This window comes from Streptomyces sp. ITFR-6, assembly GCF_031844725.1.
Classification (GTDB): Bacteria; Actinomycetota; Actinomycetes; order Streptomycetales; family Streptomycetaceae; genus Streptomyces.
Genome location: NZ_CP134612.1, coordinates 6,677,065 through 6,702,198 on the forward strand (window position 1 = coordinate 6,677,065; position 25,134 = coordinate 6,702,198).

Here is a 25,134-nt window from a genome sequence, read left to right on the forward strand (position 1 = left end):
CGCACAGCAGAGCACAGCAGAGCACAGCAGAGCACAGCAGAAAGGCACACAGACATGACGCCATACGCGCGCCGCGGAGTGCACGGCCAGACCGTGGAGACTCTCGCGCGCCGGGTCCTGAGCGGCGAGATCCCCGAAGGGGCGACACTCGACCTCGTGGCGCTCCAGGGCGAGCTTGACGTCAGCCTGACCGCCCTGCGCGAATCTCTCAAGGTCCTCGCGGCCAAGGGGATCGTCGACGCCCGCCAGAAGCGCGGCACCTTCGTCAGAGCCCGCGCGGACTGGAATCTGCTCGACGCGGACGTGCTGCGCTGGCAGTTCGCCGGCGGCACCGAATCGGGCGCCGACCTGGCACTCCTGCGCAACCTCGGGGAGGTCCGAGGCATCATCGAGCCGGCCGCCGTCCGGCTGGCCGCGGACCGCCGCACAGAAGCGGACCTGGCCACCCTCGAAGCCGCGATCACCGCGATGGGCGAGCAGGAGGGCGGCCCCGCCCACGCGGTCGAGGCGGACCTCGCCTTCCACCGCGCCCTCCTCGCGGCCACCCACAACGAACTGCTGGAACGCCTGGAGATGGTCATCGAGTCCGGCCTCGCCCACCGGGACGAGATCGTGCACAGCTCACAAGCCGGCGAGGACCCGGTCCCGAGCCACCGGGCGGTCCTGGACGCCGTCCGCGACCGGAACCCGGCCGCCGCCGAGCACGCCATGCGCGCCCTGCTCGACCAGGCAGTCCGCGACCTCGACCGGGTGCACGGCACCGTCCCGGACACCGAGGACGCGCCCGGTACCGGCGAGGGGACCGTGAACCGGTGAAGATCACCCGTATCGAGACCTTCCTCGTCCCGCCGCGCTGGCTCTTCTGCCGGATCGAGACCGACGAGGGCGTCGTGGGCTGGGGCGAGCCCGTCGTCGAGGGCCGTGCGGAGGTCGTCAGGTCCGCCGTCGACGTGCTGGCCGAATACCTCATCGGCCAGGACCCGTTGCGCGTCCAGGACCACTGGCAGGTGCTGAGCAAGGGCGGCTTCTACCGGGGCGGCCCGGTGCTCTCCAGCGCCGTCGCCGGAATCGACCAGGCCCTGTGGGACATCGCCGGGAAGGCGTACGGCGCCCCCGTCCACGCCCTGCTCGGCGGCCCCGTGCGCGACCGGGTCCGGGTCTACGCCTGGGTCGGCGGCGACGAACCCGCCCGCCTCGCGGAGGAGGTCACCGCCCAGGTCGAGGCCGGCTTCACCGCCGTCAAGATGAACGCGGCCGGCCGCACCTCACCGCTGGCCAGCCCAGCGGAGACCGCCGGCGTGGTGGAACGGGTCGCCGCCGTCCGCGATGTGCTCGGCCCCGGCCGTGACGTCGCCATCGACATGCACGGCCGGTTCGGACCGGCCGGCGCCCGCCGGGTGCTGCACGCCATCGAACCGCTGCACCCGCTGTTCGTGGAGGAGCCCCTGCTGCCCGAGCAGGGCCATCTGCTGCCCGCCCTCACCGCCGCCACCTGCGTCCCCATCGCCACCGGCGAACGGCTCTACGGGCGGGCCGACTTCCTGCCCGTACTGGCGGCCGGGATCGCGGTCGCCCAGCCGGACCTGTCGCACGCCGGGGGCATCTCGGAGGTCCACCGCATCGGCTCCCTCGCCGAGACCTTCGGCGTGCAGCTCGCCCCGCACTGCCCGCTCGGCCCCATCGCGCTGGCGGCCAGCCTGCAGATCGCCTTCGCCACCCCGAACTTCCTCATCCAGGAGCAGAGCCGGGGCATCCACTACAACAAGGACGCCGACCTGCTGAGTTACGTCGTGGACACCGAGCCGTTCCGCTTCGAGGCCGGCCACGCCCGGCGCACCGCCCTGCCGGGGCTCGGCATCACCGTCGACGAGAACGCCGTCCGCGCGGCCGACCGGTCCGGGCACGCCTGGCGCAACCCGGTCTGGCGGCACGACGACGGATCGTTCGCGGAGTGGTGAGCGCCCCGGTCCCGGTGCGGATCGAGACGGACCCGGCGCACGGCGGCCGGTGGACCTCGCTGCGGGCGGGCGGCCGCGAACGGCTCTGGTACCGGCCAGAGCCGCGCCGCCCCGGGGTCCGCCCCGGCGACGCCTTCGCCGACGCGGGCGGTCTTGAGGAGTGCGTGCCGACGGTACGCGGCACCCCCGACCACGGCGACGCCTGGGCCCGGCCCTGGCACCGCGCGGCCGACGGCACCGAGTCCGCCGACTGCCCCGACTTCCGGATCAGCCGGCTGATCCGCGCCGACGGGGACCGGGCGGTGGCCGAGTACCGGCTCACCGCGGAGCCCGGTTACCGTTTCCTGTGGGCCGCCCACGCCCTGCTCGACCTGGCGCCGGGCGCCCGCATCGGGATCGTGGACGGCACCCCGGTCCGCCGCTACCCGGACGGCGGCGACGGGTACACCACCTGCGCCTGGCCGTCGGGCCTGGACCGGATCGGTCCGGACGACGGGACGGCCACCGGCGCGGTCGTCGGCACCGGGCGGGTGTCCGTCCACGACGGGACGGCCGTGCTGCGGCTGGCCGTCGAGGCGGCAGGCCAGCCGGTGTCCGTCGCGCTCTGGCGCAACCTCGGCGGGTTCCCCGAGCAGGACCCGTACCGCTCGGTCGGCGTCGAACCGATGCTCGGCCGGGTCTTCGGCCTGGCCGCCGCGGGGGAGGGGGACGCCGCCGTCGTCCCGGCCCGCGGCGAGGTCCGCTGGCGCCTCACCGTGACGGCGCACACCACGACCACCGAACAGAACCAGTAGAAGGGAACCCGCACGTGGAGTTGCTGACCGAACTGCGCACCCACCGGATCGTCGCCATCGTGCGCGGCGCCGACGCGGACGCCGCACTCAGGACCGTACTCACCCTGGCAGAGGAGGGGCTCCCGCTCATCGAGGTCTCCCTCAGCGGGCAGGACGCGCTCGGCGTGATCCGCCGCGCCCGCGCCGCGCTCGGCTGCGGCGCACCGCTCGGCGCCGGCACCGTCCTGACCGCCCAGGACGCCCAGGCGGTCCGTGACGCGGGAGCCGACTTCGTCGTCACCCCGGCCGTCTGCGAGGGCGTCACCGAGGCCAAGCGCCTCGGGCTGCCGGTGCTGGCCGGGGTCATGACCCCGAGCGATGTCGTCGCCGCCCGGCGGCTCGGCGCCGACGCCTACAAGCTCTTCCCGGCCGCGCAGGCCGGCGGCCCCGGCTATCTGAAGGCGCTGCGCGGCCCGTTCCCCGGCCTGCCGTTCGTCCCGGTCGGCGGCGTGGACGCCGAAGCGGCCCGCGACTACCTCGCCCGGGGCGCCACCGCCGTGGGCGTCGGCTCCCCGCTGATCGGCGACGCGGCCGACGGCGGCGGCACCGACGCGCTGCGCGAGCGCACCCGCGCCTTCCTGGACGCGGTACGCCTCCCGTCGGGCGCCGGACGATGAGCGCCGGCACACCGGCCGTCCAGTGGGCCGACCGGCTTGAGCTGGGTGAGGGCATCCGGGCGGTCGACGGCCGCATCGTCCTCGTCGACATCCTGACCGGCCGGCTGCTGACCGGCCCCGCCGACCGCACCGCACCGCTGACCCGGCTGGCCGGGCTGGACGAACCGCTGGGCGCCGTCGCCCCCGTCCACGGACGCCCGGGGCACTGGATAGCCGCCGCCGGCACCGGCATCTGCCTGATCGCCCCGGACGGCGCCGCCGAGTGGCTGGCCCGTCCCGAGGAGGGGGCGGCGCACGCCACCCGGATGAACGACGCCGCCGCCGACCCGGGCGGCCGGTTCTGGGCGGGGAGCATGGCCTACGACGCGGTGGAGGGTGGCGGCTCCCTCTACCGGGTCGGCCACGACGGCACCGTGGACCGGGTGCTGGACGGGCTCACCGTGCCCAACGGCCCGGCGTTCACGGCGGACGGCTCCGCGATGTACCTCGCGGACAGCGCGAAGGGCGTCATCCGCCGCTACCCCGTGGACCCGGACAGCGGGCTGCCGGGTGCGCCGGAGACCTTCGCCGTGTTCGACGAGGGCAGCCCGGACGGTATGGCGGTCGACGCGGAGGGCGGCCTGTGGACCGCCGTCTGGGGCACCGGGACCGTCCACCGCCTCCGCCCCGACGGCGCCCCCGACCGGCAGATCCGGGTCCCCGCCGCCCAGCCCGCCGGACTCTGCCTGGACGGCGACACCCTGTACGTCACCAGCGCCAGGACCGGACTCGCCGCGCCCGGTCCGCTGGACGGTGCGGTGTTCTCCGTACGGGTCGACGTGCCCGGCCTGCCCACCGCCGCCTACCGGCAGGAAAGCCCCGCATGACCGCCGCGTCAGTCGCCTGGGCCGGACAGCCCGCCCGCTCCCCGGTGGCCTGCGTCGGGGAGACGATGGCCGCGCTGGTCCCGGACCCGGTCGCCCCGCTGGAGGACGCGGCGCGGCTCGGCGTCCGGATCGCGGGCGCCGAGTCCAACGTGGCCGTGTACCTCGCGGACCACGGGGTGCCCGCGCGCTGGGTCTCCGCCCTGGGCGACGACCCCTTCGGCCGCCGCATCCTCGGCGAGGTGGCCGCGTCCGGGGTCGACGTCAGCGGGGTGCGCACCGACCCGCACCGCCCGACCGGGCTGCTGGTCAAGGACCCCGGCACCGAGTCCACCCGGGTCCACTACTACCGGCGCGGCTCGGCGGCCTCCGCGCTGGCCCCGGACGTGCTGGACGACGACGCCGTGCGCACCGCCGGGCTCGTCCACCTCAGCGGCATCACCCCGGCGCTCTCGGTGAGCTGCCACGCGCTGGTCGCCGCGCTGCTGGAACCGGAGGCGGACGAAAGGCCGTGCCCCGTCAGCTTCGACGTCAACCACCGGCCCGCCCTGTGGCCGGACGGCTCGGCGCCCGGGGTGCTGCTCGGCTTCGCCCGGCGGGCGGACATCGTCTTCGTCGGCCTGGACGAGGCCCAGGCCCTGTGGGGCGAGGAGCTGGCCGACGCGGCCGCCGTGCGCGCCCTGCTGCCCCAGCCGCGCGTCCTGGTGGTCAAGGACGGCGGACGGGCCGCCACCGCCTTCGACGGCGACCGGGCGCACACCGTGCCCGCGCCCAGGGTCGCGGTCGTCGAACCGGTGGGCGCGGGCGACGCGTTCGCCGCCGGGTTCCTCGCCGGGCTGCTGCGCGGCGAGGACACCGTACCGGCGCTGCGGCTCGGGCACCTCACCGCGGGCGCCGCGCTGCGGGTCACCGGGGACCACGGGCCGCTGCCTGACCCGGACCGGCTGGCCGCGCTGCTGGACGCGGGGGAGGAGGCGTGGGCCGCGGGTGAATGACAGGACACAGCGCCGCAATCCGCACGTTGCCAACTCCTTACAAGCGCCCGGCAGTCGATCTTTAATAAGCCACACGGCGCAGCCGGAACCGGACGGTCCGCAAGACCCCGTCCCACCCGCGGACCGCCGTGCCACAACTCCGTGACACAGCTTCATCGTCCGGCAGCCGTCGGCCCCACCTGGGCCGGCCGGCGCCGACGGGCCCACCCCCTCCCCTTGATCCCAGGTTGACCTCAGGGCCTGCCCCTGAAGTCTGACAACGTTGCCATTCCTTTCTTTTGCCGCCCTTACCGTTCTTGTGCTTTCTCCCACTCCCTCAGCCAGGAGGCCGGACTGCCGGAACAACCCGCTGACACCACGCTGGACAGCGACCTCAGGTCAGCAGCGGACCACGACGGACCCGGGGGCATCTCCCCGGTCACCGGCGCCGCTTCCTCGCCACCAACACCACCCTGCTGGCCGCCTTCGGCATCAGCGCCGCGCTGCCCGCCACCGTCGCCGCCGCGGACGGAAAGGACCGGCCCGGTGCGGCAGCGGCCGAGCTCGCCGCCGCCCGCCCGGTCAAGGTCTCCTCCACCGCGTACGCGGCCACCGTGCCGGAGTTCGCCGTGGACGGGATCGCCGTACCCGGGGTCCGGGGGACCGGCTGACGGGCCGAGCCCGGTGACCCGCAGTGGATCGCCGTGGACCTCCAGGGCCGCTGCACCGTGGAGGCGGTGGAGCTGGTCTTCGAGGCGGCCGTCTCCGACCCGCCCTTCGTCCCCGTCACGGGCGGCAACCCCCGTGACGGCACGGACGGCAGCGAGGTCCTGTCCAGCTGCGCGGTCGCGTTCACCCTGGAGGTGTCGGTGGACGAGCGGAAGTGGACCACCGTGCACCGGGCCACCGACGGCCGCGGCGGCGCCATGACCATCACGCTCGACAAGCCGGCCACCGCCCGCTGGGTCCGGCTGACGGTCACCAGGCGCTCCAACGACAACCCCCTCGGCCTCAACGGCTTCCGCGTCCACGGCCGTACATCGGACCGGCGGCCCGCCGCCGGGAGCTGGACCGACTGGTCGATGCCCCGCACCCCCGCCCCCGCCCTGGCGGTCGCGGCCGACGGCACCGTGCCGCTCGAATCCGGCTGGGCGCTGACCATGGACGACTTCGCACCGGCCGACGACGGCAAGGTGGTCTCCGGCTCCGGCGTAGACACCGCCCGCTGGCTCCCGGCCACCGTCCCCGGCACCGTCCTGGCCTCCCTCGTCGAGCAGGGGCATCTGCCCGACCCGGTGACCGGCCTCAACAACCTCAAGGTCCCCGAGGCGCTGTCCCGGCACTCCTGGTGGTACCGCAGGGCGTTCCGGCTGCCGCGCGGACTGGGCACCGGACGCGGCCGCCGGATCCGGCTGGAGTTCGACGGCATCGACCACGCCGCGCAGATCTGGCTGAACGGCACCCGGATCGGCACGATGAGCCGCCCCTTCGCCCGCGAGTCCTTCGACATCACGGACGCGCTCCACGACGGCGGCCGCGAGGACAACGTCCTGGCCGCGCGGATCAGCCCCATGCCGCTGCCGGGCAGCCCCGCGGACAAGGGCCTCGGCGGTGAGTCCTGGCTCGACGCCGGCGCCACCATGATGATGCGGAACGGGCCGACGTACCTCTCCGTCTCCGGCTGGGACTGGATGCCGCCGGTCCGCGACCGGGCCGCCGGCATCTGGAACCACGTACGGCTGCGCTCCACCGGCACCGCGCTCCTGGGCGACCCGCAGATCACCACCACCCTGCACGGCCTGCCCGCGCTCGACGTCGCGGAGGTCACCCTCACCGTCCCGGTCAGCAACACCGGTTCCGAGGCGAAGCGGGTCACCGTGCGCGCCGCGTTCGGGGGCGTCCGGGTCGAGAAGACGGTGACCGTGCCCGCCGGGAAGAGCGCCGACGCGGTGCTCGCCCCGAAGGAGTTCCCCGCGCTGCGGGTGCGGCGGCCGAAGCTCTGGTGGCCCAACGGCTACGGGAAGCCCGATCTGTACGACCTCACGCTGAAGGCCGAGACGGGCGGCGCGGTCACCGACCGGCGCGGGCTGCGCTTCGGGATCAGGGAGTTCGGCTACAGCTACGGCATGCCGGTCGACTTCGCCGGCGGGCACGGCAGCCAGACTGTCGAGTTCGAGGCGCGCCCGGCCCGTTACGTACGGCTGGTGGGCACCCAGCGGGCGACCGACTGGGGCATGTCCCTGTGGTCCATGTCGGTGTACGGCGACGCGGACCCGGACCCGGACCCGGCCAGGGGCGCGAAGGCCGAGGCCTCCACGTCGGACGGCACGGTCCGGCCTCCGCCGTCTTCGACGGCGACCGCACGACCCGCTGGTCCTCCGAGTTCGCCGACGGCGAGTGGATCCAGGCCGACCTCGGCTCCGAGCTCCCGGTGAACCGGGTGGTGCTCGACTGGGAGAGCGCGTACGCCAAGAAGTTCGTCATCCAGGTCTCGGCGGACGGCAAGGAGTGGACCGACGCCAAGAGCGTCGAACAGCCTCCGGTGCGCCGGCTCCAGATCACGGTCAACGGCACCCGGGTGTTCTGCCGGGGCGGGAACTGGGGCTACGACGAGCTGCTGCGCCGCGCCCTGGACGGCCGCACCGAGGACACCGTCCGGATGCACCGTGACATGAACTTCACGATGATCCGCAACTGGGTGGGCAGCAGCAACCGCGAGGAGTTCTTCGCGGCCTGCGACGAGAACGGCCTGCTGGTCTGGAACGACTTCTGGAACGGCTGGTCGATGGACACGCCGGACCACGCCGGGTACCTGCGCAACGCGCTGGACACCGTCCGCGCCTACCGCTACCACGCGTCGATCGTCGTGTGGTGCGGCTCCAACGAGGGCACCCCGCCCGCCGACATCGACACCGGGGTACGGGAACTGGTGGCCGCGGAGGCGCCCGGCATCCTCTACATGGGCAGCTCGGCGGACGGCGTCGTCAAGGGCCGGGGCCCGTACAACTGGGTGGACCCCGTCTCCTACTTCCGTACCGGCGACTTCGGTTTCCACACCGAGATCGGGATGCCCGTCCTGCCCGTCGAGGAGTCGATGAAGAACCTCGTCGGCGACGAGCCGGCCTGGCCCATCGGCGATGTGTGGGGCGCCCACGACTGGGCCCGCAAGGGCAACCAGCAGCCGCAGGGCTACCAGGCGGCGATCGAGGAGCGGCTCGGTACGGCGACCGGACTGGCCGACTTCACCCGCAAGGCCCAGCTGATCAACTACGAGAACGGCCGGGCGATGTTCGAGGCGTGGAACACGCGCCTGTGGGACAACGCCTCCGGGCTGCTGCTGTGGATGTCGCACCCCGCGTGGCACAGCACCGTCTGGCAGACGTACGACTACGACCTGGACGTCAACGGCTTCTACCACGGCGTCCGCAAGGGCACCGAGCCCGTGCACGTCCAGGTGAACCCGGTCGACTGGCGTACCGGCGCGGTCAACCACACCACCCGCGCCATCAAGCGGGCGACCGTCACCGCGACCCTGTACGACCTGCGGGGGCAGCGGCTGGGCAAGCCGGCGCACAGCACGGTCGACCTCGCCCCGTCGTCGTCGGCGGCCGGGGACGTGGTGCCCTTCGGTGACTCGCTGCCCGCGGCGCACCTGCTGCGCCTCGAACTCCGGGACGCGCACGGCGCCCTGCTGTCGCGCAACACCTACTGGCGCTACCGGGCCGCCACCGACCTGTCCGCGCTCAACAAGCTGGTCCGCACCCGGGTCACGGTGCGCTCGGTCTCCGACGTCTCCGGGCACGGCGGGGGTCCCGGCGGAAAGCTGAAGGCGGTCCTCCGCAACGACGGCGCCACCGTCGCCGCCATGGTGCGCCTCTCGCTGCGTGACCGGCGCACCGACGAGCGGGTGCTGCCGGCCTACTTCGACGACAACTACCTCTGGCTGCTGCCGGGCGAGCAGCGCGAGATCGAGGCCGAGTGGAGCCACGACACCAAGGGCCGGGCCCGCCCCCGGCTCGTGGTGGAGGGATACAACGTGTCGCGCTCGGTCAACGGGTAGCGACCGCCCGCCGGTCCGGTGCGGGTCAGGCCGCACCGGACCGGCGAAACGGCCCGGTCCGCACCCCCGAGGGCTACGGACCGGGCCGTTCGCGTCGTTCCGTGCGGCGGGGCTCAGGCGGTCGCGGGCTCCGGCTGCTCGGCCGCCGGTCCGGGCACCTGCGGGGTCTCCACCGGCCGCTCGCGCTGCGAGAGCAGGACGCGCACCACGCCGATCCAGACCAGGCACGAGCCGAACATGTGCAGCCCGACGAGGATCTCCGGGGTGTCGGTGAAGTACTGGACGTACCCGATCACACCCTGCGCCATCAGGATCAGGAAGAGGTCCCGGGCCCGGTGCAGCGGTCCGACGGGCGCGTCGACGGCCTTCAGAACGAACCAGAGCGCGACGGTCAGCGCCACCACGCCCCAGGCGAGATCGGCGTGCAGCTGCGCGATCATCTTCCAGTCGATCGGGATGCGGTGGACGTCGCTGGAGTCCCCGGCGTGCCGGCCGGCCCCGGTGACGACGGTGCCGACGGCGATCAGCAGCCCGGCCGCGACGACCAGCAGCCAGGTCAGCTGCGAGACGGCCTTGCCGACCAGCGGACGCGGCGCCGTGTCGCCCTCCCGGATCCGCTGCCAGGTCAGCAGGGCGATCGTGAGCAGCGCCGTGGCCAGCAGGAAGTGCGCGGCGACGGTGTACGGGTTCAGGCCGACGAGCACGACGACGCCACCGAGGACGGCGTTGCCCATCACCACCCAGAACTGCGCCCAGCCGAGCCGGGTGACGCTGCGCCGCCAGGGCTTCGCGGAGCGGGCGGCGATGATCGCCCAGCCGACCACGGCGCACAGGGCGTAGGTGAGCATGCGGTTGCCGAACTCGATGGCGCCGTGGAGGCCCATCTCGCTCGTCGCCGTCAGCGACTCGTCGGAGCACTTGGGCCAGGTCGGGCAGCCGAGACCGGAACCGGTCAGCCGGACCGCACCGCCGGCCACGATGATCACCACGGCCAGCACGATGGACGTCATGGCGGCGCGCCGGACGGACCGGGGGGACGGCGTCCAGCGTTCGGCGATGTACTGAAGCGGGTTCCGCACGGCTTGAGCGACTTCGGCTCGGGTCAGCTTGGGCACGCGCACCATCGTAGGCGGCCGCTTGTGCAAGCTTTCACGAGGGGGACGAATCGTGACCTGTGGGTGGCCGGGGTCACTCCCAGCGGAAGAACCGTGCCGCCGCGCCCAGTCCCAGCACCGCCCAGACGGCCAAAATCCCAAGATCGCCCCACGGCATCGCCGCACCGTGCTGGAGCACGTCGCGCAGCCCGTCCGACAGGGCCGCGATCGGCAGCAGCCCCAGCACCGACTGGACCGCGTCCGGGAATTTGTCGAGCGGCACGATGACCCCGCCGCCGACCAGCAGCAGCAGGAAGACCAGGTTGGCGGCGGCGAGGGTCGCCTCCGCCTTCAGCGTCCCGGCCATCAGCAGTCCGAGACCGGAGAACGCGGCGGTGCCGAGCACGAGCAGCAGCAGGACGGCGAACGGGTTGCCGTGCGGCGACCAGCCCAGCGCGGAGGCGATCACCGTCAGCAGCACCACCTGGAGCACCTCGGTGACGAGCACGGCCAGCGTCTTGGCGGTCATCAGCGCCCAACGGGGGAGCGGGGACGCGCCGAGCCGCTTGAGCACCCCGTACCGCCGCTCGAAACCGGTGGCGATGGCCTGGCCGGTGAAGGCGGTGGACATCACGGCGAGCGCGAGGACGCCGGGGGTCAGGAAGTCGACCGACTTCCCCGAGCCGGTGTCCACGATGTCGACCGCGCTGAACAGCACGAGCAGCAGGGTCGGGATGACCACCGTCAGCAGCAGCTGCTCGCCGTTGCGCAGCAGCATCCGGGTCTCCAGCGCGGTCTGCGCGGCGATCATCCGGGGCAGCGGGGCGGCGCCCGGCCGGGGGATGTACGTACCGGCGCTCATGCGCGCAGCTCCTTGCCGGTCAGTTCCAGGAAGACGTCCTCCAGGGTGTGGCGCTCCACGGAGATGCCGGAGGGCATCACGCCGTTCTGCGCGCACCAGGAGGTGACGGTGGCCAGCAGCTGCGGGTCGACGGCGCCGGTGATGAGGTACGTGCCCGTGCTGAGCTCGGCCGCCTCCGAGCCGTCGGGCAGCGCCTTCAGCAGGGAGCCGAGGTCGAGGCCGGGACGGCCGGTGAAGCGCAGGGTGTTCTCGGCGCCGCCCCGGCAGAGCGTCTCCGGGCTGCCCTGGGCGACGATCCGGCCCGCGTCGATGATCGCGACGTCGTCGGCGAGCTCCTCCGCCTCGTCCATGAAGTGGGTGGTGAGCACGACGGACACGCCGTCGGTGCGCAGCTCCTTCACGAGGTCCCAGGTGGAGCGGCGGGCCTGCGGGTCGAGGCCGGCGGTCGGCTCGTCGAGGAAGACCAGCTCGGGGCGGCCGACGACGGCCATCGCGAGGGCGAGCCGCTGCTGCTGGCCGCCGGAGAGCCGCCGGTAGGTGGTGCGGCCGCAGCCGCCGAGCCCCAGCCGCTCGATCAGGGCGTCCACGTCGAGCGGGTGGGCGTGGAGTTTCGCCATGTGGCGGAGCATCTCGTCGGCGCGGGCGCCGGAGTAGACGCCGCCGGACTGGAGCATCACGCCGATCCGGGGGCGCAGGCGCGCCGAGTCGGTGACGGGATCCAGACCCAGTACCCGGACCGTGCCTTCGTCCGGACGGCGGTATCCCTCGCAGGTTTCGATGGTGGTGGTCTTGCCGGCGCCGTTGGGGCCGAGGACCGCGGTGACCGCGCCGGTGCTCATGCAGAGGTCGAGGCCGTTCACCGCGGTCTTCGCGCCGTACCGCTTCACCAGGCCACGGACCTGGACAGCCGGGCCGGAGGGGGGCGAAACGGGGGGGCTATTCATAGGACGTGAGTCTAGGCAGCCGCCTCGGAGGCCCAGGGCCGGGGGCCTGATTAGGTAACCCTAAGTGATGGATTCCACCCTTGATCGTTCCGGACCGTGGTTGTCAGGGCCGGATGAATTACGCAACAATAGCGTTGTGAAATACGTTGGCGAGGCTCCGCAGGAGGAACTCGCGACCGGTGAGCGCTCGACGCGCAACCGGATCGCGCGCTCCGTCCTGGACCATGGCCCGTCCACCGCCGCCGATCTCGCGAAGCGCCTGGGTCTCACCCAGGCCGCCGTCCGCCGCCAGCTCGACGCCCTCGTCTCCGACGGTGTCGTCGAGGCCCGTGAGCAGCGGGTGTACGGCGCACGGACCCGTGGCCGCCCGGCCAGGGTGTTCGCCCTGACCGACTGCGGCCGGGACGCCTTCGACCAGTCCTACGACGAGCTCGCCGCGGACGCCCTGCGCTGGATCGCCGAGAGCGCGGGGGAGGAAGCGGTCATGGCGTTCGCCCGTGCCAGGGTGGCCGGCCAGTCCGCGGCCTACCGCGCGGCGATCGAGGCCGCGGAGCCCGGCACCCGTACGGATGCGCTGGCCAAGGCCTTGTCCGCCGACGGGTACGCTGCTACGGCGCGCAGCGCGCCGGACCCGCAGCAGGGTGAGCAGTTGTGCCAGCACCACTGCCCGGTCGCACACGTCGCCGAGCAGTACCCGCAGCTGTGCGAGGCGGAGACGGAGATCTTCTCCAGCCTCCTGGGGACCCATGTGCAGCGTCTCGCCACGATCGCCCACGGCGACGGGGTGTGTACGACCTACATCCCGCGCAGCGGTCACCCCACCACGCAAACCACTGATTCAGCATCCACCAGCAAGTCCGGGAGGAACCCCGCATGACGCTCCCTACGGAGACTGCCCACCCTGAGCTCGATGGCCTGGGCACGTACGAATTCGGCTGGGCCGACTCCGACGCGGCAGGCGCGGCGGCCAAGCGCGGCCTCTCCGAGGCTGTCGTCCGTGACATCTCGGAGAAGAAGAACGAGCCCGAGTGGATGCTGAAGCTGCGGCTCAAGGGCCTCAAGCTTTTCGGCAAGAAGCCCATGCCGAACTGGGGCTCCGACCTGTCGGGCATCGACTTCGACAACATCAAGTACTTCGTGCGTTCCACGGAGAAGCAGGCGGAGTCCTGGGAGGACCTGCCCGAGGACATCAAGAACACGTACGACAAGCTCGGCATCCCGGAGGCGGAGAAGCAGCGCCTGGTGGCCGGTGTCGCCGCTCAGTACGAGTCCGAGGTGGTCTACCACCAGATCAACGAGGAGCTGGAGGCGCAGGGTGTCATCTTCATGGACACCGACACCGCGCTGAAGGAGCACCCGGAGCTCTTCAAGGAGTACTTCGGCACCGTCATCCCCGTCGGTGACAACAAGTTCGCCTCGTTGAACTCGGCCGTGTGGTCCGGTGGCTCGTTCATCTACGTGCCGAAGGGCGTGCACGTCGAGATCCCGCTCCAGGCCTACTTCCGTATCAACACGGAGAACATGGGCCAGTTCGAGCGGACGCTGATCATCGTCGACGAGGACGCCTACGTCCACTACGTCGAGGGCTGCACCGCGCCGATCTACTCCTCGGACTCGCTGCACTCCGCGGTCGTCGAGATCATCGTGAAGAAGGGCGGCCGCTGCCGCTACACGACGATCCAGAACTGGTCGAACAACGTCTACAACCTGGTGACCAAGCGCGCCGTCGCCTACGAGGGCGCGACCATGGAGTGGGTCGACGGCAACATCGGCTCCAAGGTCACCATGAAGTACCCGGCCATCTACCTGATGGGCGAGCACGCCAAGGGCGAGACCCTGTCCATCGCCTTCGCGGGGGAGGGCCAGCACCAGGACGCCGGCGCCAAGATGGTCCACATGGCCCCGAACACCTCGTCCAACATCGTCTCCAAGTCGGTGGCACGAGGCGGCGGCCGCACCTCCTACCGAGGTCTCATCGAGATCGGCGAGGGCGCGCCGGGCGCGAAGTCCAACGTCCTCTGTGACGCGCTGCTGGTCGACACCATCTCCCGCTCCGACACCTACCCCTACGTCGACGTCCGCGAGGACGACGTCTCGATGGGGCACGAGGCGACCGTCTCCAAGGTCTCCGAGGACCAGCTCTTCTACCTGATGAGCCGCGGCATGACCGAGTTCGAGGCAATGGCGATGATCGTGCGCGGCTTCGTGGAGCCGATCGCGAAGGAGCTCCCGATGGAGTACGCCCTGGAGCTCAACCGGCTGATCGAGCTGCAGATGGAGGGTTCGGTCGGCTAGTACGCCGGCAACCGAACCCCCGACATCTGTCCGACCTGAGAAAGCGAGCACTACGACAGCCATGGCTGAGGCTCAGAACATCCCGGTGGGCTCCACCACCACCGGCTCTATCGCGGTGGCCGCCGAGTCGACCGTCGCCACGCGCATGAGCGCGCCCCCGTCCTTCGACGTCGCGGACTTCCCGGTCCCGCACGGCCGCGAGGAGGAATGGCGGTTCACGCCGCTGGAGCGGCTGCGCGGCCTGCACGACGGCACGGCCGTCGCCACCGGCAGCGCTGTGAAGGTCGCCATCGAGGCCCCCGCGGGCGTCACGGTCGAGACCGTCGGCCGTGACGACGCCCGCCTCGGCAAGGCCGGCACGCCGGTGGACCGGGTGGCCGCCCAGGCCTACTCCTCCTTCGAGCAGGCCTCCGTCGTCACTGTCGACAAGGAAGCCGTGCTCACCGAGCCGATCCGGATCACGGTGCACGGCGAGGGCGGGGTGGCCTACGGACACCAGGTCATCACGCTGGGCGCCTTCGCGGAGGCCGTCGTCGTCATCGACCACACCGGTGACGCGGTGCTCGCCGCCAACGTCGACTACGTCCTGGGCGACGGCGCGAAGCTGACCGTCGTCTCCGTCCAGGACTGGGACGAGAGCGCCGTCCACGTCGGCCAGCACAACGCGCTGGTCGGCCGGGACGCCTCCTTCAAGTCCATCGTCGTCACCTTCGGCGGCGACGTCGTCCGCATCCACCCGCGGATCGCCTACGCGGGCCCCGGCGGCGAGGCCGAGCTCTTCGGCCTGTACTTCACCGACAAGGGCCAGCACCAGGAGCACCGCCTCCTGGTCGACCACAACACCCCGCACTGCAAGTCCAACGTGGCCTACAAGGGCGCGCTCCAGGGCGACGGCGCGCACGCCGTGTGGATCGGGGACGTCCTGATCCAGGCCGCCGCCGAGGGCACCGACACCTACGAGATGAACCGCAACCTGGTTCTCACCGACGGTGCGCGGGTCGACTCGGTGCCGAACCTGGAGATCGAGACCGGCGAGATCGTCGGCGCCGGCCACGCCTCCGCGACCGGCCGCTTCGACGACGAGCAGCTGTTCTACCTGCAGTCCCGCGGCATCCCCGCCGAGGAGGCCCGCCGCCTCGTCGTGCGAGGCTTCTTCGCGGAGCTGGTGCAGCAGATCGGCCTTCCGGACGTCGAAGCCCGGCTCCTCGACAAGATCGAGACCGAGCTGAAGGCCTCGGTCTGATGGCCTTCGTCAAAGCCTGTGCGCTGAGCGAGCTGGAGGACGACACCCCCAAGCGGGTGGAGCTCGACGGCACGCCGGTGTCCGTCGTCCGCACCGAGGGTGAGGTGTTCGCGATCAACGACATCTGCTCGCACGCGAACGTCTCACTGTCCGAGGGAGAGGTCGAGGACTGCATGATCGAGTGCTGGCTGCACGGATCGAGCTTCGACCTGCGCACCGGCAAGCCGTCCGGCCTTCCCGCGACGCGCCCCGTCCCCGTATACCCCGTCAAGATCCAAGGGGACGATGTGCTCGTCTCCGTCACCCAGGAGACCTGAGTCACCCATGGCAACGCTTGAAATCCGCGACCTGCACGTCACCGTCGAGGCCGACAACGCCACGAAGGAGATCCTCAAGGGCGTCGACCTGACCGTGAAGCAGGGCGAGACCCACGCCATCATGGGCCCCAACGGGTCCGGCAAGTCCACCCTCGCCTACTCCCTCGCAGGCCACCCCAAGTACACGGTCACCAGCGGCACGGTGACCCTGGACGGCGAGGACGTCCTGGAGATGACCGTCGACGAGCGCGCCCGCGCCGGTCTGTTCCTCGCCATGCAGTACCCGGTCGAGATCCCCGGCGTCTCCGTCTCCAACTTCCTGCGCACCTCCGCCACCGCCGTCCGCGGCGAGGCGCCCAAGCTGCGTACCTGGGTGAAGGAGGTCAAGGAGGCCATGGCCGAGCTCCAGATGGACCCCGCCTTCGCCGAGCGCAACGTCAACGAGGGCTTCTCCGGCGGTGAGAAGAAGCGCCACGAGATCCTCCAGCTGGAGCTGCTCAAGCCGAAGATGGCGATCCTCGACGAGACGGACTCCGGTCTGGACGTCGACGCGCTGAAGACCGTCTCCGAGGGCGTCAACCGGGTCCGTGAGTCCGGCGAGGTCGGCACGCTGCTGATCACGCACTACACGCGCATCCTCAAGTACATCAAGCCCGACTTCGTGCACGTCTTCGCCAACGGCCGCATCGCCGCGTCCGGCGGCGCCGAGCTGGCCGACAAGCTGGAGAACGAGGGCTACGAGGCCTACACGAAGGGTGGCCCCGTGAGCGGAGCGAACTCAGGAGGTACGGTCGCGTGACTGACGCCCGACAGGGGCTCTCCGGCCTCCTCGACACCGAGGCGATCCGCAAGGACTTCCCGATCCTGGACCGCACGGTCCACGACGGCAAGAAGATCGTGTACCTGGACAGCGCGGCGACCTCGCAGAAGCCGCGCCAGGTGCTCGATGCCCTCAACGAGTACTACGAGCGGCACAACGCCAATGTGCACCGCGGCGTGTACACGATCGCGGAAGAGGCCACGGCGCTGTACGAAGGCGCCCGTGACAAGGTCGCCGCGTTCATCAACGCACCCAGCCGCAACGAGGTGATCTTCACCAAGAACGCCTCGGAGTCGCTCAACCTCGTGGCGAACATGCTCGGCTGGGCCGACGAGCCCTACCGGGTCGACCACGAGACCGAGATCGTCACCACCGAGATGGAGCACCACTCCAACATCGTGCCGTGGCAGCTGCTCTCGCAGCGCACGGGCGCGAAGCTGAAGTGGTTCGGCATCACCGACGAGGGCCGGCTCGACCTGTCCAACATCAACGAGATCATCACAGAGAAGACGAAGATCGTCTCCTTCACGCTGGTCTCGAACATCATGGGCACGATCAACCCGGTCGAGCAGATCGTCCGGCGCGCCCAGGAAGTCGGCGCGCTGGTCTGCATCGACGCCTCGCAAGCCGCCCCGCACATGGTGCTCGACGTGCAGGCGCTGCAGGCCGACTTCGTGGCCTTCACCGGCCACAAGATGGTCGGCCCGACCGGCATCGGCGTGCTCTGGGGACGGCAGGAGCTCCTGGAGGACCTGCCGCCCTTCCTCGGCGGCGGCGAGATGATCGAGACCGTGTCGATGCACTCGTCGACCTACGCCCCCGCGCCGCACAAGTTCGAGGCCGGTACGCCCCCGATCGCCCAGGCCGTCGGCCTCGGCGCGGCCGTGGACTACCTCTCGGCGATCGGCATGGAGAACATCCACCGCCACGAGCAGGCCATCACCGAGTACGCGGTGAAGCGGCTCCTGGAGGTCCCGGACCTCAGGATCATCGGTCCGGCCACCGCGGAGGACCGCGGGGCCACGATCTCCTTCACGCTGGGCGACATCCACCCGCACGACGTGGGCCAGGTACTCGACGAGCAGGGCATCGCCGTCCGGGTCGGACACCACTGCGCACGGCCGGTCTGCCTGCGGTACGGAATTCCTGCGACGACGCGAGCGTCGTTCTATCTGTACTCCACGCCCGCCGAGGTCGACGCTCTGGTGGACGGCCTGGAACACGTCCGGAACTTTTTCGGTTAGACAGCGGCGAGGGTTGACTGGTGAAGCTTGATTCCATGTACCAGGAAGTGATCCTGGACCACTACAAGCACCCTCACGGGCGCGGCCTGCGGGACGGCGACGCCGAGGTGCATCACGTCAATCCGACGTGCGGTGACGAGATCACGCTGCGCGTGCGGTACGACGGTGAGACCATCGCCGATGTGAGTTACGAGGGCCAGGGCTGCTCCATCAGCCAGGCCAGCGCCTCCGTGCTGAACGAGCTGCTGGTCGGCAAGGAACTGGGCGAGGCCCAGAAGATCCAGGCCGCGTTCCTGGAGCTGATGCAGTCCAAGGGACAGCTGGAGCCGGACGACGCGATGGAGGAGGTGCTGGAGGACGCGGTCGCGTTCGCCGGTGTCTCCAAGTATCCGGCCCGGGTCAAGTGCGCGCTGCTGAGCTGGATGGCGTGGAAAGACGCGACGGCGAAGGCGCTGTCCGAAGGGAAGACGGCATGAGCGACAACGAGACCCTGACCACCAAGCCGGCCTCCGAGGAGGAGGTCCGCGAGGCGCTGTACGACGTCGTCGACCCCGAGCTGGGCATCGACGTCGTCAACCTGGGCCTGATCTACGGCATCCACGTGGACGACGCCAACATCGCCACCCTCGACATGACCCTGACGTCCGCGGCCTGTCCGCTGACCGACGTCATCGAGGACCAGGCGAAGTCCGCCACCGACGGCATCGTCAACGAGCTCCGGATCAACTGGGTCTGGATGCCGCCGTGGGGCCCGGACAAGATCACCGACGACGGCCGCGAGCAGCTGCGCGCGCTGGGCTTCAACGTCTGAGTCCCACCCGTACGATGTCCCACCCGTACGACCTGAACGGCCCCCGGCGCGAATTTGCCGGGGGCCGTTCGGCGTTGTTCGCCCGCTGTACCCCCGGTGGGCAAGGTCGAGGCCAACCGGCGTCCTGCAGAGCCGGCCGTCTTATCTCACGGTTGGCTATTTCGACCGGTAGCAAGCCGATTCGACGGTGACCTCCAGCAGAGGCGGGGAGTTGCCGACTTTGCTCGCCTTGTGCAACCGTACGTCGACTGCGAATTCTCGCCCCTTGGACTCCGCGATGATCTGCGGACTGTTGAGCTGAGATCCGTCCCTGCCGTCCTTGGCGATCTGCCAGCCGTCCTTCGGGAGCTCGACCCGGAGACGATCCATGCCTTTTTGCATATCAGCAAAGGAAGCCCTGTAAATACTCCAGGGGTGACTTTGGCGGTAGACCTCTTCCTCGGAGTCGTAGTCCGAGCAAGGCGACGTCATCGCGCCCGTCTCCGTGACCTTCCCTTTGACGTCGAGGATCTCAAGAATCCGGCTCGACGTTCTCTCGGTGTCCGTCTTCACGGTATCGCTGTCCCGTGTCTTCACCGCCGCCTCCTTTCCGTTCGAACACGCCACCGCCAGCGCGCATATCGCGATGATGAATCCCTGTCCGAGAACTCGCCTATTCAAGAATCACCTTGCTGTATGCTCCGGCGATGACGGCGGCCTGATCGCGTAGGCTGAGGGAGCCTTCTCTGTTCCCCTGGGTGGCACCTATTTCGACCGGTAGCAAGCTGATTCGACGGTGACCTCTAGCAGGGGCGGGGAGTCCTCGGCTTTGACCTCTTTGTGCAGCCTCACGTCGACTGCGAATTCCCGACCCTTGGACTCCGCAATGATCTGTGGACTGTTGCCCTGGGTGCCGTCCATGCCGTCCTTGACGATCTTCCAGCCGTCTTTCGGGAGTTCGACCCGCAGGCGGTCCATGCCCTTTTTCATATCGGCAAAGGGAGCCTTGTAGATACTCCAGGGGTGACGTGCGCGGTAGATCTTTTCTGCGGAGTCGTAGTCCGAGCAAGGCGACGTCATCGCACCCGTCTCCGTGACCTTTCCCTTGACGTCGAGGATCTCAAGAATCCGGCTCGACGTTCTCTCGGTGTCCGTCTTCACGGTATCGCTGTCCCGTGTCTTCACCGCCGCCTCCTTTCCGTTCGAACACGCCACCGCCAGCGCGCATATCGAAATAATGAACCCCAGTTTCGAAATTCGCCTATTCAAGTTTCACCTTGCCATATTTGCCGGCGATGACGGCTGCCTGATTGCGTAGGCTGACGGAGTCTTCGTCGTAGAATCCGGTGTGTCCGCCGGAGTCGCTTGTCATGATCTTCCCGCCGAAGGATTCGTCGGTGGGAATGATCCCGTTATCACCGAGTCCCATGAATCGACCGCCCTGCCGGACTATCTGATCGTCCCAGGGGGCACCCATGGCCCACACGTGATCGGCTCCGGTACCCAGGTCCGCCGCGTGATCCGCCTGAACACCGGGACTGCCCGCGAAGACGTAGTCGTCGGCAGCTTGAGGGTCATCCCAACTCCCCGACTGTGCTGAGACGCCGACCACCGTGCTGCCGTAGCTGTGCCCGACGACCGTGGTGTGGGCGCGAGTGCCGTCCTCAGCCTGCTGCGCGACGCCGTTCCCCTGCAAGAAATCGTGGAGTCGCGGTCCGCCCTCTGCCGCGTACTCCCCGCGTGTCGCCTCTGGAACGATACTGTCCGGCGCGTTGTAGTCGAGCCACGTGATAGTGGAGATGTTCTTTTCGGGGTTGAGGCGGTGGCTTTCGGACCAGAGCCGTTCGCTTCGGCCGAGGTCACCATGAGTATCCCCGCCGCCGCCGACGGATTCTATGCCTGCGAATGTACCGGGGACGTAGACGCCTACGTGATCCGCTGTGTCAGGATTCCCGTTGGCGATGATCACCTTTCCGTCCCCGAGGCCGGTCGGATCGAAGCCGAGCAGGTAAGCCTCGGGAAGCCCTCCCTCACCTGTGCGGTCGAAGCGGTCCTGGATGGCCTTCGATCCCTTCAGCACGCCCTCCATCCTGGCCTTCTTGGCTCCGTACTTGTCGTGCCAGCGCTGCCATTCCGGGCTGATGAGGACAGCGGGGTAGCTTCCGCTGGTGTTGGGGGTGTACTTGGCCGGCTCCTTCGGAATGGCGTTCAGATCCAGCTGATATTTCGCCGTCGTCTCGTCCAGAACCATTCTGTTCGCGTCGTCGCGAATATCGGACGGAAGGCCGTTCATGGACCCGATGGCATTCGGATGGACGGCCAGATAGTCGGCCTGCTGCTCCGGGGTGAGGTTCTTCCACCACTCCGCGTTCTCCTCGGGGGTGGCCTCCTTCGGTGGGCCCTTGATGCTGTCCAGATAGGGGTCGGCGGCCTTGAGCACCCCACCCCGGTCGGACGTCACGTCCGTCCAGTCCCTGTTCGAGACCACCAAGTCGTCGTCGGCCTGGAGAGCACGAAGCTTCGGTGCCCACTTCGCGTCCGCGTCAGTGGCCTCCTGCAAGGCATCCGCTATCCGGTCGGCGTAGCCAATGGCCGCACCGTAGTGCGGGTTCGGGTGAATGCTCGCCGCTTGGCGGTCCAGGGCATCAGATGTCGGATTGCCTCCGGCGCTGCCGGTCACCGTGCCGCCCGCGGCATCCTTCTCCTCACCCGGCTTCCTGCCTGCCGGAAAGCCGACCGAACCGTCCGCGTGCACCGTGCAGTGGTCCGCCTGGGCGTCCTCGATCGCCGCCTCCAGCCTCCGTTTGGCCGAGGCCATGTCGACGCGAAGCCGTCCAGCGCGGTGCTCACCAGCCCGCACTCGGTCTGTACGTACTGGAAGTTCTTCGACAGCCCGGCCAGTTCCCGAAGGGCTGCCTTCGCCGTCGCGCCCGCGAGCTGGTTACGTATCCCCGCGGAGATCTGGTTGTCGACGGTGTCCTTCGCCGTATTGGCCATCTGGTCCGTCGCCCGGTACCCGTCCGCGGCATCCTCGAACTCCGACGGCTTGAGCGCCTTCAGTGTCGCAAAGTCCATGTGCCCGGATCACTTCCCCTTCGACTGGCCGCCGACGGCTGGGGTATCCGTGTACTTGTTCTTGAGCGCGTCCAGTTCGGTCTTCAGCGACTCGTCGGTCTTGGACAGGTCACGCCCTGAAGACGCGAGAAGCTCCCCCAGGGATGTGCAGCGCTTGCGCACATCCGCCACGTACTTGTTCCAGGACGTGTACAGCTCCCTCTGTGCCGCCGCGCTCCGGCAGCCGGCCGCGTCGCCCAGCCCCGCCTGCCCGTCCTCAAGTTTCGTCAGCGCGGAACCGATCGGCACGGCGAGGCCCTTGGTGCCGTCGCCCGCCTGGACCCATGCCCTCTTGTCCGACTTCAGGTCCGCCGACGTATTGGTCCCGGGTGCACCGCCCCCGACGTCGGTCTGAAGGTGGTTCAACTGCATGTGCGTCGGCGGTGTTGCCGCACCGGCCTTGAGCTGCTCCCACTCGGCCCGTGTCGTCACTACTTCCTCCCCGTATCCCCGTATCCCTTGGGTCCGTTCCCGCGTTTGGGCTACCCGAGGGCCCAACGAGCGCCATCATTCCCGGATCGCCGAGCGCAATCAAACACGCATGCAGGTTTGCGCCAGGCGAGACTGGAAGAAGGACGCAAGGCGCACAGGGCCGTCTGTACCGGCCGAGGACGCTAACTTCCAGGGACAAGGCGCGCCATGGCGCGGCATGTCCACGAAGTGCGGCACTACGACACGCGCCACCATGTGCCGACGGCCGTCCGGCGTTGTTCGCCCGCTGTACCCCCTGCGTCCGCCCGCCGTTGGCGCGAGAATCGGAACCTACTTCTCGACACCACGCCGACGAGAGGCACACCGTGCTGCATCAGCTTGTCCTCCCTCACCGCCGGACCGTCGCCGCCGCGGGAGGTGCGCTGGCGCTGGCCGCCCTGGGGCTCGGCGCGCCCGCGCACGCCGCGAGCTACGGGACGCCGACGATCACGCTGTCGTCCGGCTACCTCTCCGGGGCCGTCGGCGCGACCGCCGACCCCGTGGTCACGGTCACCGTCGGGCAGAGCGGAGCCGATGTGTCCGCCCTCGGTGTGGCGGCGTCCGCCAGCTCCAAGTCGTCCGTCGCCGCGACCGGTGATGTGACGGTGACCGGCACGGGCGCCACCCGGCAGCTCCGGGTCGCCGCCCGCGCCCGCGGCTACGCCGACCTCACGATCAAGGTCACCGGCCTCGGCGGCAAGACCGCCACCAAGTCCCTGCACTTCGCGGCGTCCGCCGCCGTCCAGAACGCGGCCGACACCCGCTACCTCACCGGCTCCTCGGACGTCTCGGCCGCCGTCGATGTGGGCGGCGGGTACCTGGTGGTTGCCGACGACGAGACCAACACCCTGCGTCTATACGACAGTTCGGCATCCGGAGCGCCCGTCCGTACCTGGGACGTCGCCTCGAAGCTGGGTGTCTCCAAGGAGGTCGACATCGAGGGCGCGGCCCGGGTCGGGAACACGATCTACTGGACCGGTTCGCTGGGCAACAACAAGGACGGCGAGTACAAGTCCGACCGCAACACCGTCTTCACGACCACGGTGAGCGGTTCCGGCGCGGCCACCCAGCTGACGGTCGGCGGGACGTACAAGAAGCTCCGCGACGACCTGGTCGCCTGGGACAAGTCGAACGGCAACCGCTACGGCTTCGCGGCGGGTACGGAGGACGGCGAAGTCCCCAAGCAGATCGACGGGTTCAACGTCGAGGGCCTGGAGTTCGCCCCCGGCTCCACGACCACCGCCTACATCGGCTTCCGTGCCCCGCTCGTCCCGCCGAAGGGTGGCGGCAAGGCGCTGATCGTGCCCGTCACCAACTTCGACAAGGTGGCCGGCTCAGGAGCGAAGGCGACGATCGGTACCCCGATCGAGCTGGATCTCGGCGGGCTCAGCATCCGCGACATCCGCAAGAACTCCGCCGACCAGTACCTGATCGTGGCCGGTTCCTGGGCGGCGGACGACAACTCCGACCCGTACGCCCTCTACTCCTGGGACGGCATCGCGGGCCACGCGCCGGTCAAGCGCCTCGACCTGCCGACCGCCGACCCGGGCGGCTGGGAGGCCGTCGTCGCCGTCCCCGACCTGAACACGCCCGGCGCACGCGCCCAGCTGATCACGGACGCGGGCTCGGCCGACCTGTACGGCGACGGCACGGAGGCCAAGGACCTCGACCACGACGAGTGGAAGAAGTCCCGAGCCACCTGGTTCACCGTCAACGGCTGACCCGGAGGGGCGAACCCGACGGTCCGCCCTCCGCACGGCCGTGCCCGCCGGTCCGCCCGGCGAGCACGGCCGTCTCGTCTGCCCTCATCGTCGCGGACCGGCCGCACGCGCCGCCCGGCGAACGTCACCAGCAGGCCGAGGACCGGGTCCACCACGGTGAACACGTCGGGGTCCCCGGACTCCAGCCGAGCCATGGCGTGATCCTGCTGGCCGAGGTCGTCGCCCCAGTTCCGGAGCGCGCCCCGCACACCGGAGCTCTGACGGATCACGGACCGCACGTCCCTTCCGCCGCCGGACCACGCGGAGCCCCACGCGGCGTCACACCCGTCCCCGAGCCGGAGCGCCTGCCGCCGCAGCCACCGCAGGGCGAGCCGGCGATTCCTCACCACGGCCCCTGCGAGCGAAACCGCGCGCTGCCCGGTCGTCGCGGTGACCTCCACCGCGTATCCCGCACCGGTCACGCGGCACGCTCCCCACCCGGCTGCGGCTTCACGGCCGCTCCCCGTGCTCGGCGTCCCGATGCCGCTTGCGCAACACCCGGCAGTCGGTCGCCCGGCTCTCGTCCCTCACTCGCCGGGCCTCGGCCTCGGCCGCATCGAGCTCCTGGCACTCACGGCACTCGGCGTCACTGTTGGAGCTCATGCCACGTCCCCCCGGCTCCTGGCGTTCTCGTACGCGGTACGGGCGCGGAGCCGCTCGTCACGGGTAGCGGGCCGGACGTACTCGGGGATGGCCTCCCACTCGGGACCCCCGCCGACCGGCCGCAGTGACCAGTAGGGGCCGGAGACCCCTCGGAACTCCCCGACCCGGTCGTTACGGCCCCGGTCCACCAGGAGTGCCCCGGCGGGCGGGGGTTGGACGCGCTTCTACTCAGGCATCGCCGCACCTCTCTGTAGTCATTCCACTACCAAGGG

General features: G+C 70.3%; 25 protein-coding genes and 2 pseudogenes. 17 read left to right on the plus strand and 10 right to left on the minus strand.

Annotated features, from left to right (window positions below):
• The first annotated feature begins 54 nt into the window (after positions 1-54).
• The 6 genes from RLT59_RS30360 to RLT59_RS30385 are packed head-to-tail and all read left to right on the plus strand — an operon-like array spanning position 55 to position 5,266.
• Positions 55-816, plus strand: coding sequence for a FadR/GntR family transcriptional regulator (locus RLT59_RS30360; RefSeq protein WP_311306360.1), 762 nt, complete (start codon positions 55-57; stop codon positions 814-816).
• The gene (gene dgoD / locus RLT59_RS30365) at positions 813-1,958 is read left to right on the plus strand and encodes a galactonate dehydratase (RefSeq protein WP_311306361.1); all 1,146 of its coding nucleotides are present in this window, start codon (positions 813-815) and stop codon (positions 1,956-1,958) included. Before RLT59_RS30360 ends, dgoD begins: the two co-directional genes overlap by 4 nt.
• Entirely contained in the window at positions 1,955-2,752 is a 798-nt protein-coding gene (locus RLT59_RS30370) for an aldose epimerase family protein (RefSeq protein WP_399126998.1), read from the plus strand. Before dgoD ends, RLT59_RS30370 begins: the two co-directional genes overlap by 4 nt.
• A gap of 14 nt (positions 2,753-2,766) precedes the next feature.
• Positions 2,767-3,408 carry a bifunctional 4-hydroxy-2-oxoglutarate aldolase/2-dehydro-3-deoxy-phosphogluconate aldolase gene (locus RLT59_RS30375; protein ID WP_311306363.1) on the plus strand — a complete coding sequence of 214 codons (642 nt, stop codon included), beginning with the start codon at positions 2,767-2,769 and terminating at the stop codon, positions 3,406-3,408.
• Positions 3,405-4,274 carry an SMP-30/gluconolactonase/LRE family protein gene (locus tag RLT59_RS30380; protein ID WP_311306364.1) on the plus strand — a complete coding sequence of 290 codons (870 nt, stop codon included), beginning with the start codon at positions 3,405-3,407 and terminating at the stop codon, positions 4,272-4,274. The genes RLT59_RS30375 and RLT59_RS30380 overlap by 4 nt, the downstream gene beginning before the upstream one ends.
• Positions 4,271-5,266, plus strand: a complete 996-nt coding sequence (locus RLT59_RS30385; RefSeq protein WP_311306365.1) for a sugar kinase — start codon at positions 4,271-4,273, stop codon at positions 5,264-5,266. The genes RLT59_RS30380 and RLT59_RS30385 overlap by 4 nt, the downstream gene beginning before the upstream one ends.
• Positions 5,267-5,684: 418 nt before the next feature.
• Here RLT59_RS30385 and RLT59_RS30390 read toward each other — a convergent pair whose 3' ends face one another.
• Positions 5,685-5,972, minus strand: a complete 288-nt coding sequence (locus RLT59_RS30390) for a hypothetical protein (RefSeq protein WP_311306366.1) — start codon at positions 5,970-5,972, stop codon at positions 5,685-5,687.
• Between the two features lie 10 nt (positions 5,973-5,982).
• On the opposite strand from RLT59_RS30390, the pseudogene RLT59_RS30395 reads away from it, so the two are divergent.
• Both RLT59_RS30395 and RLT59_RS30400 read left to right on the plus strand, forming a co-directional pair.
• Positions 5,983-7,290: pseudogene (locus RLT59_RS30395) on the plus strand (glycosyl hydrolase 2 galactose-binding domain-containing protein); the annotation flags it as partial.
• A gap of 197 nt (positions 7,291-7,487) precedes the next feature.
• Positions 7,488-9,305: a discoidin domain-containing protein gene (locus tag RLT59_RS30400; RefSeq protein WP_311306367.1), complete on the plus strand. Its 1,818-nt coding sequence runs from the start codon at positions 7,488-7,490 to the stop codon at positions 9,303-9,305.
• Between the two features lie 113 nt (positions 9,306-9,418).
• Here RLT59_RS30400 and RLT59_RS30405 read toward each other — a convergent pair whose 3' ends face one another.
• From RLT59_RS30405 to RLT59_RS30415, 3 genes are all read right to left on the minus strand, one after another.
• Positions 9,419-10,429: a COX15/CtaA family protein gene (locus RLT59_RS30405; RefSeq protein ID WP_311306368.1), complete on the minus strand. Its 1,011-nt coding sequence runs from the start codon at positions 10,427-10,429 to the stop codon at positions 9,419-9,421.
• A 64-nt stretch (positions 10,430-10,493) separates the two neighbouring features.
• Entirely contained in the window at positions 10,494-11,261 is a 768-nt protein-coding gene (locus tag RLT59_RS30410) for an ABC transporter permease (protein ID WP_311306369.1), read from the minus strand.
• The gene (locus RLT59_RS30415; protein WP_311306370.1) at positions 11,258-12,205 is read right to left on the minus strand and encodes an ABC transporter ATP-binding protein; all 948 of its coding nucleotides are present in this window, start codon (positions 12,203-12,205) and stop codon (positions 11,258-11,260) included. Before RLT59_RS30415 ends, RLT59_RS30410 begins: the two co-directional genes overlap by 4 nt.
• A 136-nt stretch (positions 12,206-12,341) precedes the next feature.
• Here RLT59_RS30415 and RLT59_RS30420 point away from each other — a divergent pair, with 136 nt between their 5' ends.
• The 8 genes from RLT59_RS30420 to RLT59_RS30455 all read left to right on the plus strand — a co-directional run bounded on the left by RLT59_RS30420 (position 12,342) and on the right by RLT59_RS30455 (position 18,935).
• Entirely contained in the window at positions 12,342-13,082 is a 741-nt protein-coding gene (locus RLT59_RS30420; RefSeq protein WP_311306371.1) for a helix-turn-helix transcriptional regulator, read from the plus strand.
• Positions 13,079-14,500 carry a Fe-S cluster assembly protein SufB gene (sufB, locus tag RLT59_RS30425; RefSeq protein ID WP_311306372.1) on the plus strand — a complete coding sequence of 474 codons (1,422 nt, stop codon included), beginning with the start codon at positions 13,079-13,081 and terminating at the stop codon, positions 14,498-14,500. The genes RLT59_RS30420 and sufB overlap by 4 nt, the downstream gene beginning before the upstream one ends.
• Positions 14,501-14,561: 61 nt before the next feature.
• Positions 14,562-15,743 carry a Fe-S cluster assembly protein SufD gene (gene sufD, locus RLT59_RS30430; protein WP_311306373.1) on the plus strand — a complete coding sequence of 394 codons (1,182 nt, stop codon included), beginning with the start codon at positions 14,562-14,564 and terminating at the stop codon, positions 15,741-15,743.
• Positions 15,743-16,060 carry a bifunctional 3-phenylpropionate/cinnamic acid dioxygenase ferredoxin subunit gene (locus RLT59_RS30435; protein ID WP_024492618.1) on the plus strand — a complete coding sequence of 106 codons (318 nt, stop codon included), beginning with the start codon at positions 15,743-15,745 and terminating at the stop codon, positions 16,058-16,060. The genes sufD and RLT59_RS30435 overlap by 1 nt, the downstream gene beginning before the upstream one ends.
• 7 nt (positions 16,061-16,067) lie before the next feature.
• Positions 16,068-16,859, plus strand: coding sequence for a Fe-S cluster assembly ATPase SufC (gene sufC / locus RLT59_RS30440; RefSeq protein ID WP_311306374.1), 792 nt, complete (start codon positions 16,068-16,070; stop codon positions 16,857-16,859).
• The gene (locus tag RLT59_RS30445) at positions 16,856-18,124 is read left to right on the plus strand and encodes a cysteine desulfurase (RefSeq protein ID WP_311306375.1); all 1,269 of its coding nucleotides are present in this window, start codon (positions 16,856-16,858) and stop codon (positions 18,122-18,124) included. Before sufC ends, RLT59_RS30445 begins: the two co-directional genes overlap by 4 nt.
• Positions 18,125-18,144: 20 nt before the next feature.
• Positions 18,145-18,600, plus strand: a complete 456-nt coding sequence (sufU, locus tag RLT59_RS30450) for a Fe-S cluster assembly sulfur transfer protein SufU (RefSeq protein ID WP_024492621.1) — start codon at positions 18,145-18,147, stop codon at positions 18,598-18,600.
• Positions 18,597-18,935, plus strand: coding sequence for a metal-sulfur cluster assembly factor (locus RLT59_RS30455; protein WP_056783575.1), 339 nt, complete (start codon positions 18,597-18,599; stop codon positions 18,933-18,935). Before sufU ends, RLT59_RS30455 begins: the two co-directional genes overlap by 4 nt.
• A 156-nt stretch (positions 18,936-19,091) precedes the next feature.
• Here the strand turns inward: RLT59_RS30455 and RLT59_RS30460 are convergent, their stop codons facing one another.
• From RLT59_RS30460 to RLT59_RS30475, 4 genes and pseudogenes are all read right to left on the minus strand, one after another.
• Complete coding sequence (locus RLT59_RS30460) at positions 19,092-19,595, minus strand: hypothetical protein (RefSeq protein ID WP_311306376.1); 504 nt, start codon at positions 19,593-19,595, stop codon at positions 19,092-19,094.
• 84 nt (positions 19,596-19,679) lie between these two features.
• A complete protein-coding gene (locus tag RLT59_RS30465; protein ID WP_311306377.1) occupies positions 19,680-20,099 on the minus strand; it encodes a hypothetical protein in 420 nt (139 codons plus the stop codon).
• A 76-nt stretch (positions 20,100-20,175) separates the two neighbouring features.
• Positions 20,176-21,989 (minus strand): annotated as a pseudogene (locus tag RLT59_RS30470) (alpha/beta hydrolase).
• 9 nt (positions 21,990-21,998) lie between these two features.
• On the minus strand, positions 21,999-22,460 hold the full coding sequence (locus RLT59_RS30475; protein WP_311306378.1) for a hypothetical protein: 462 nt from the start codon (positions 22,458-22,460) through the stop codon (positions 21,999-22,001).
• 365 nt (positions 22,461-22,825) lie between these two features.
• Here RLT59_RS30475 and RLT59_RS30480 point away from each other — a divergent pair, with 365 nt between their 5' ends.
• Positions 22,826-24,220, plus strand: coding sequence for a DUF3616 domain-containing protein (locus RLT59_RS30480; RefSeq protein ID WP_311306379.1), 1,395 nt, complete (start codon positions 22,826-22,828; stop codon positions 24,218-24,220).
• Between the two features lie 489 nt (positions 24,221-24,709).
• Here the strand turns inward: RLT59_RS30480 and RLT59_RS30485 are convergent, their stop codons facing one another.
• Together RLT59_RS30485 and RLT59_RS30490 are read right to left on the minus strand one after the other, a co-directional pair.
• Positions 24,710-24,862 carry a hypothetical protein gene (locus tag RLT59_RS30485; protein WP_311306380.1) on the minus strand — a complete coding sequence of 51 codons (153 nt, stop codon included), beginning with the start codon at positions 24,860-24,862 and terminating at the stop codon, positions 24,710-24,712.
• Positions 24,859-25,053, minus strand: a complete 195-nt coding sequence (locus RLT59_RS30490) for a hypothetical protein (protein ID WP_311307908.1) — start codon at positions 25,051-25,053, stop codon at positions 24,859-24,861. Before RLT59_RS30490 ends, RLT59_RS30485 begins: the two co-directional genes overlap by 4 nt.
• Positions 25,054-25,134 lie beyond the last annotated feature (81 nt).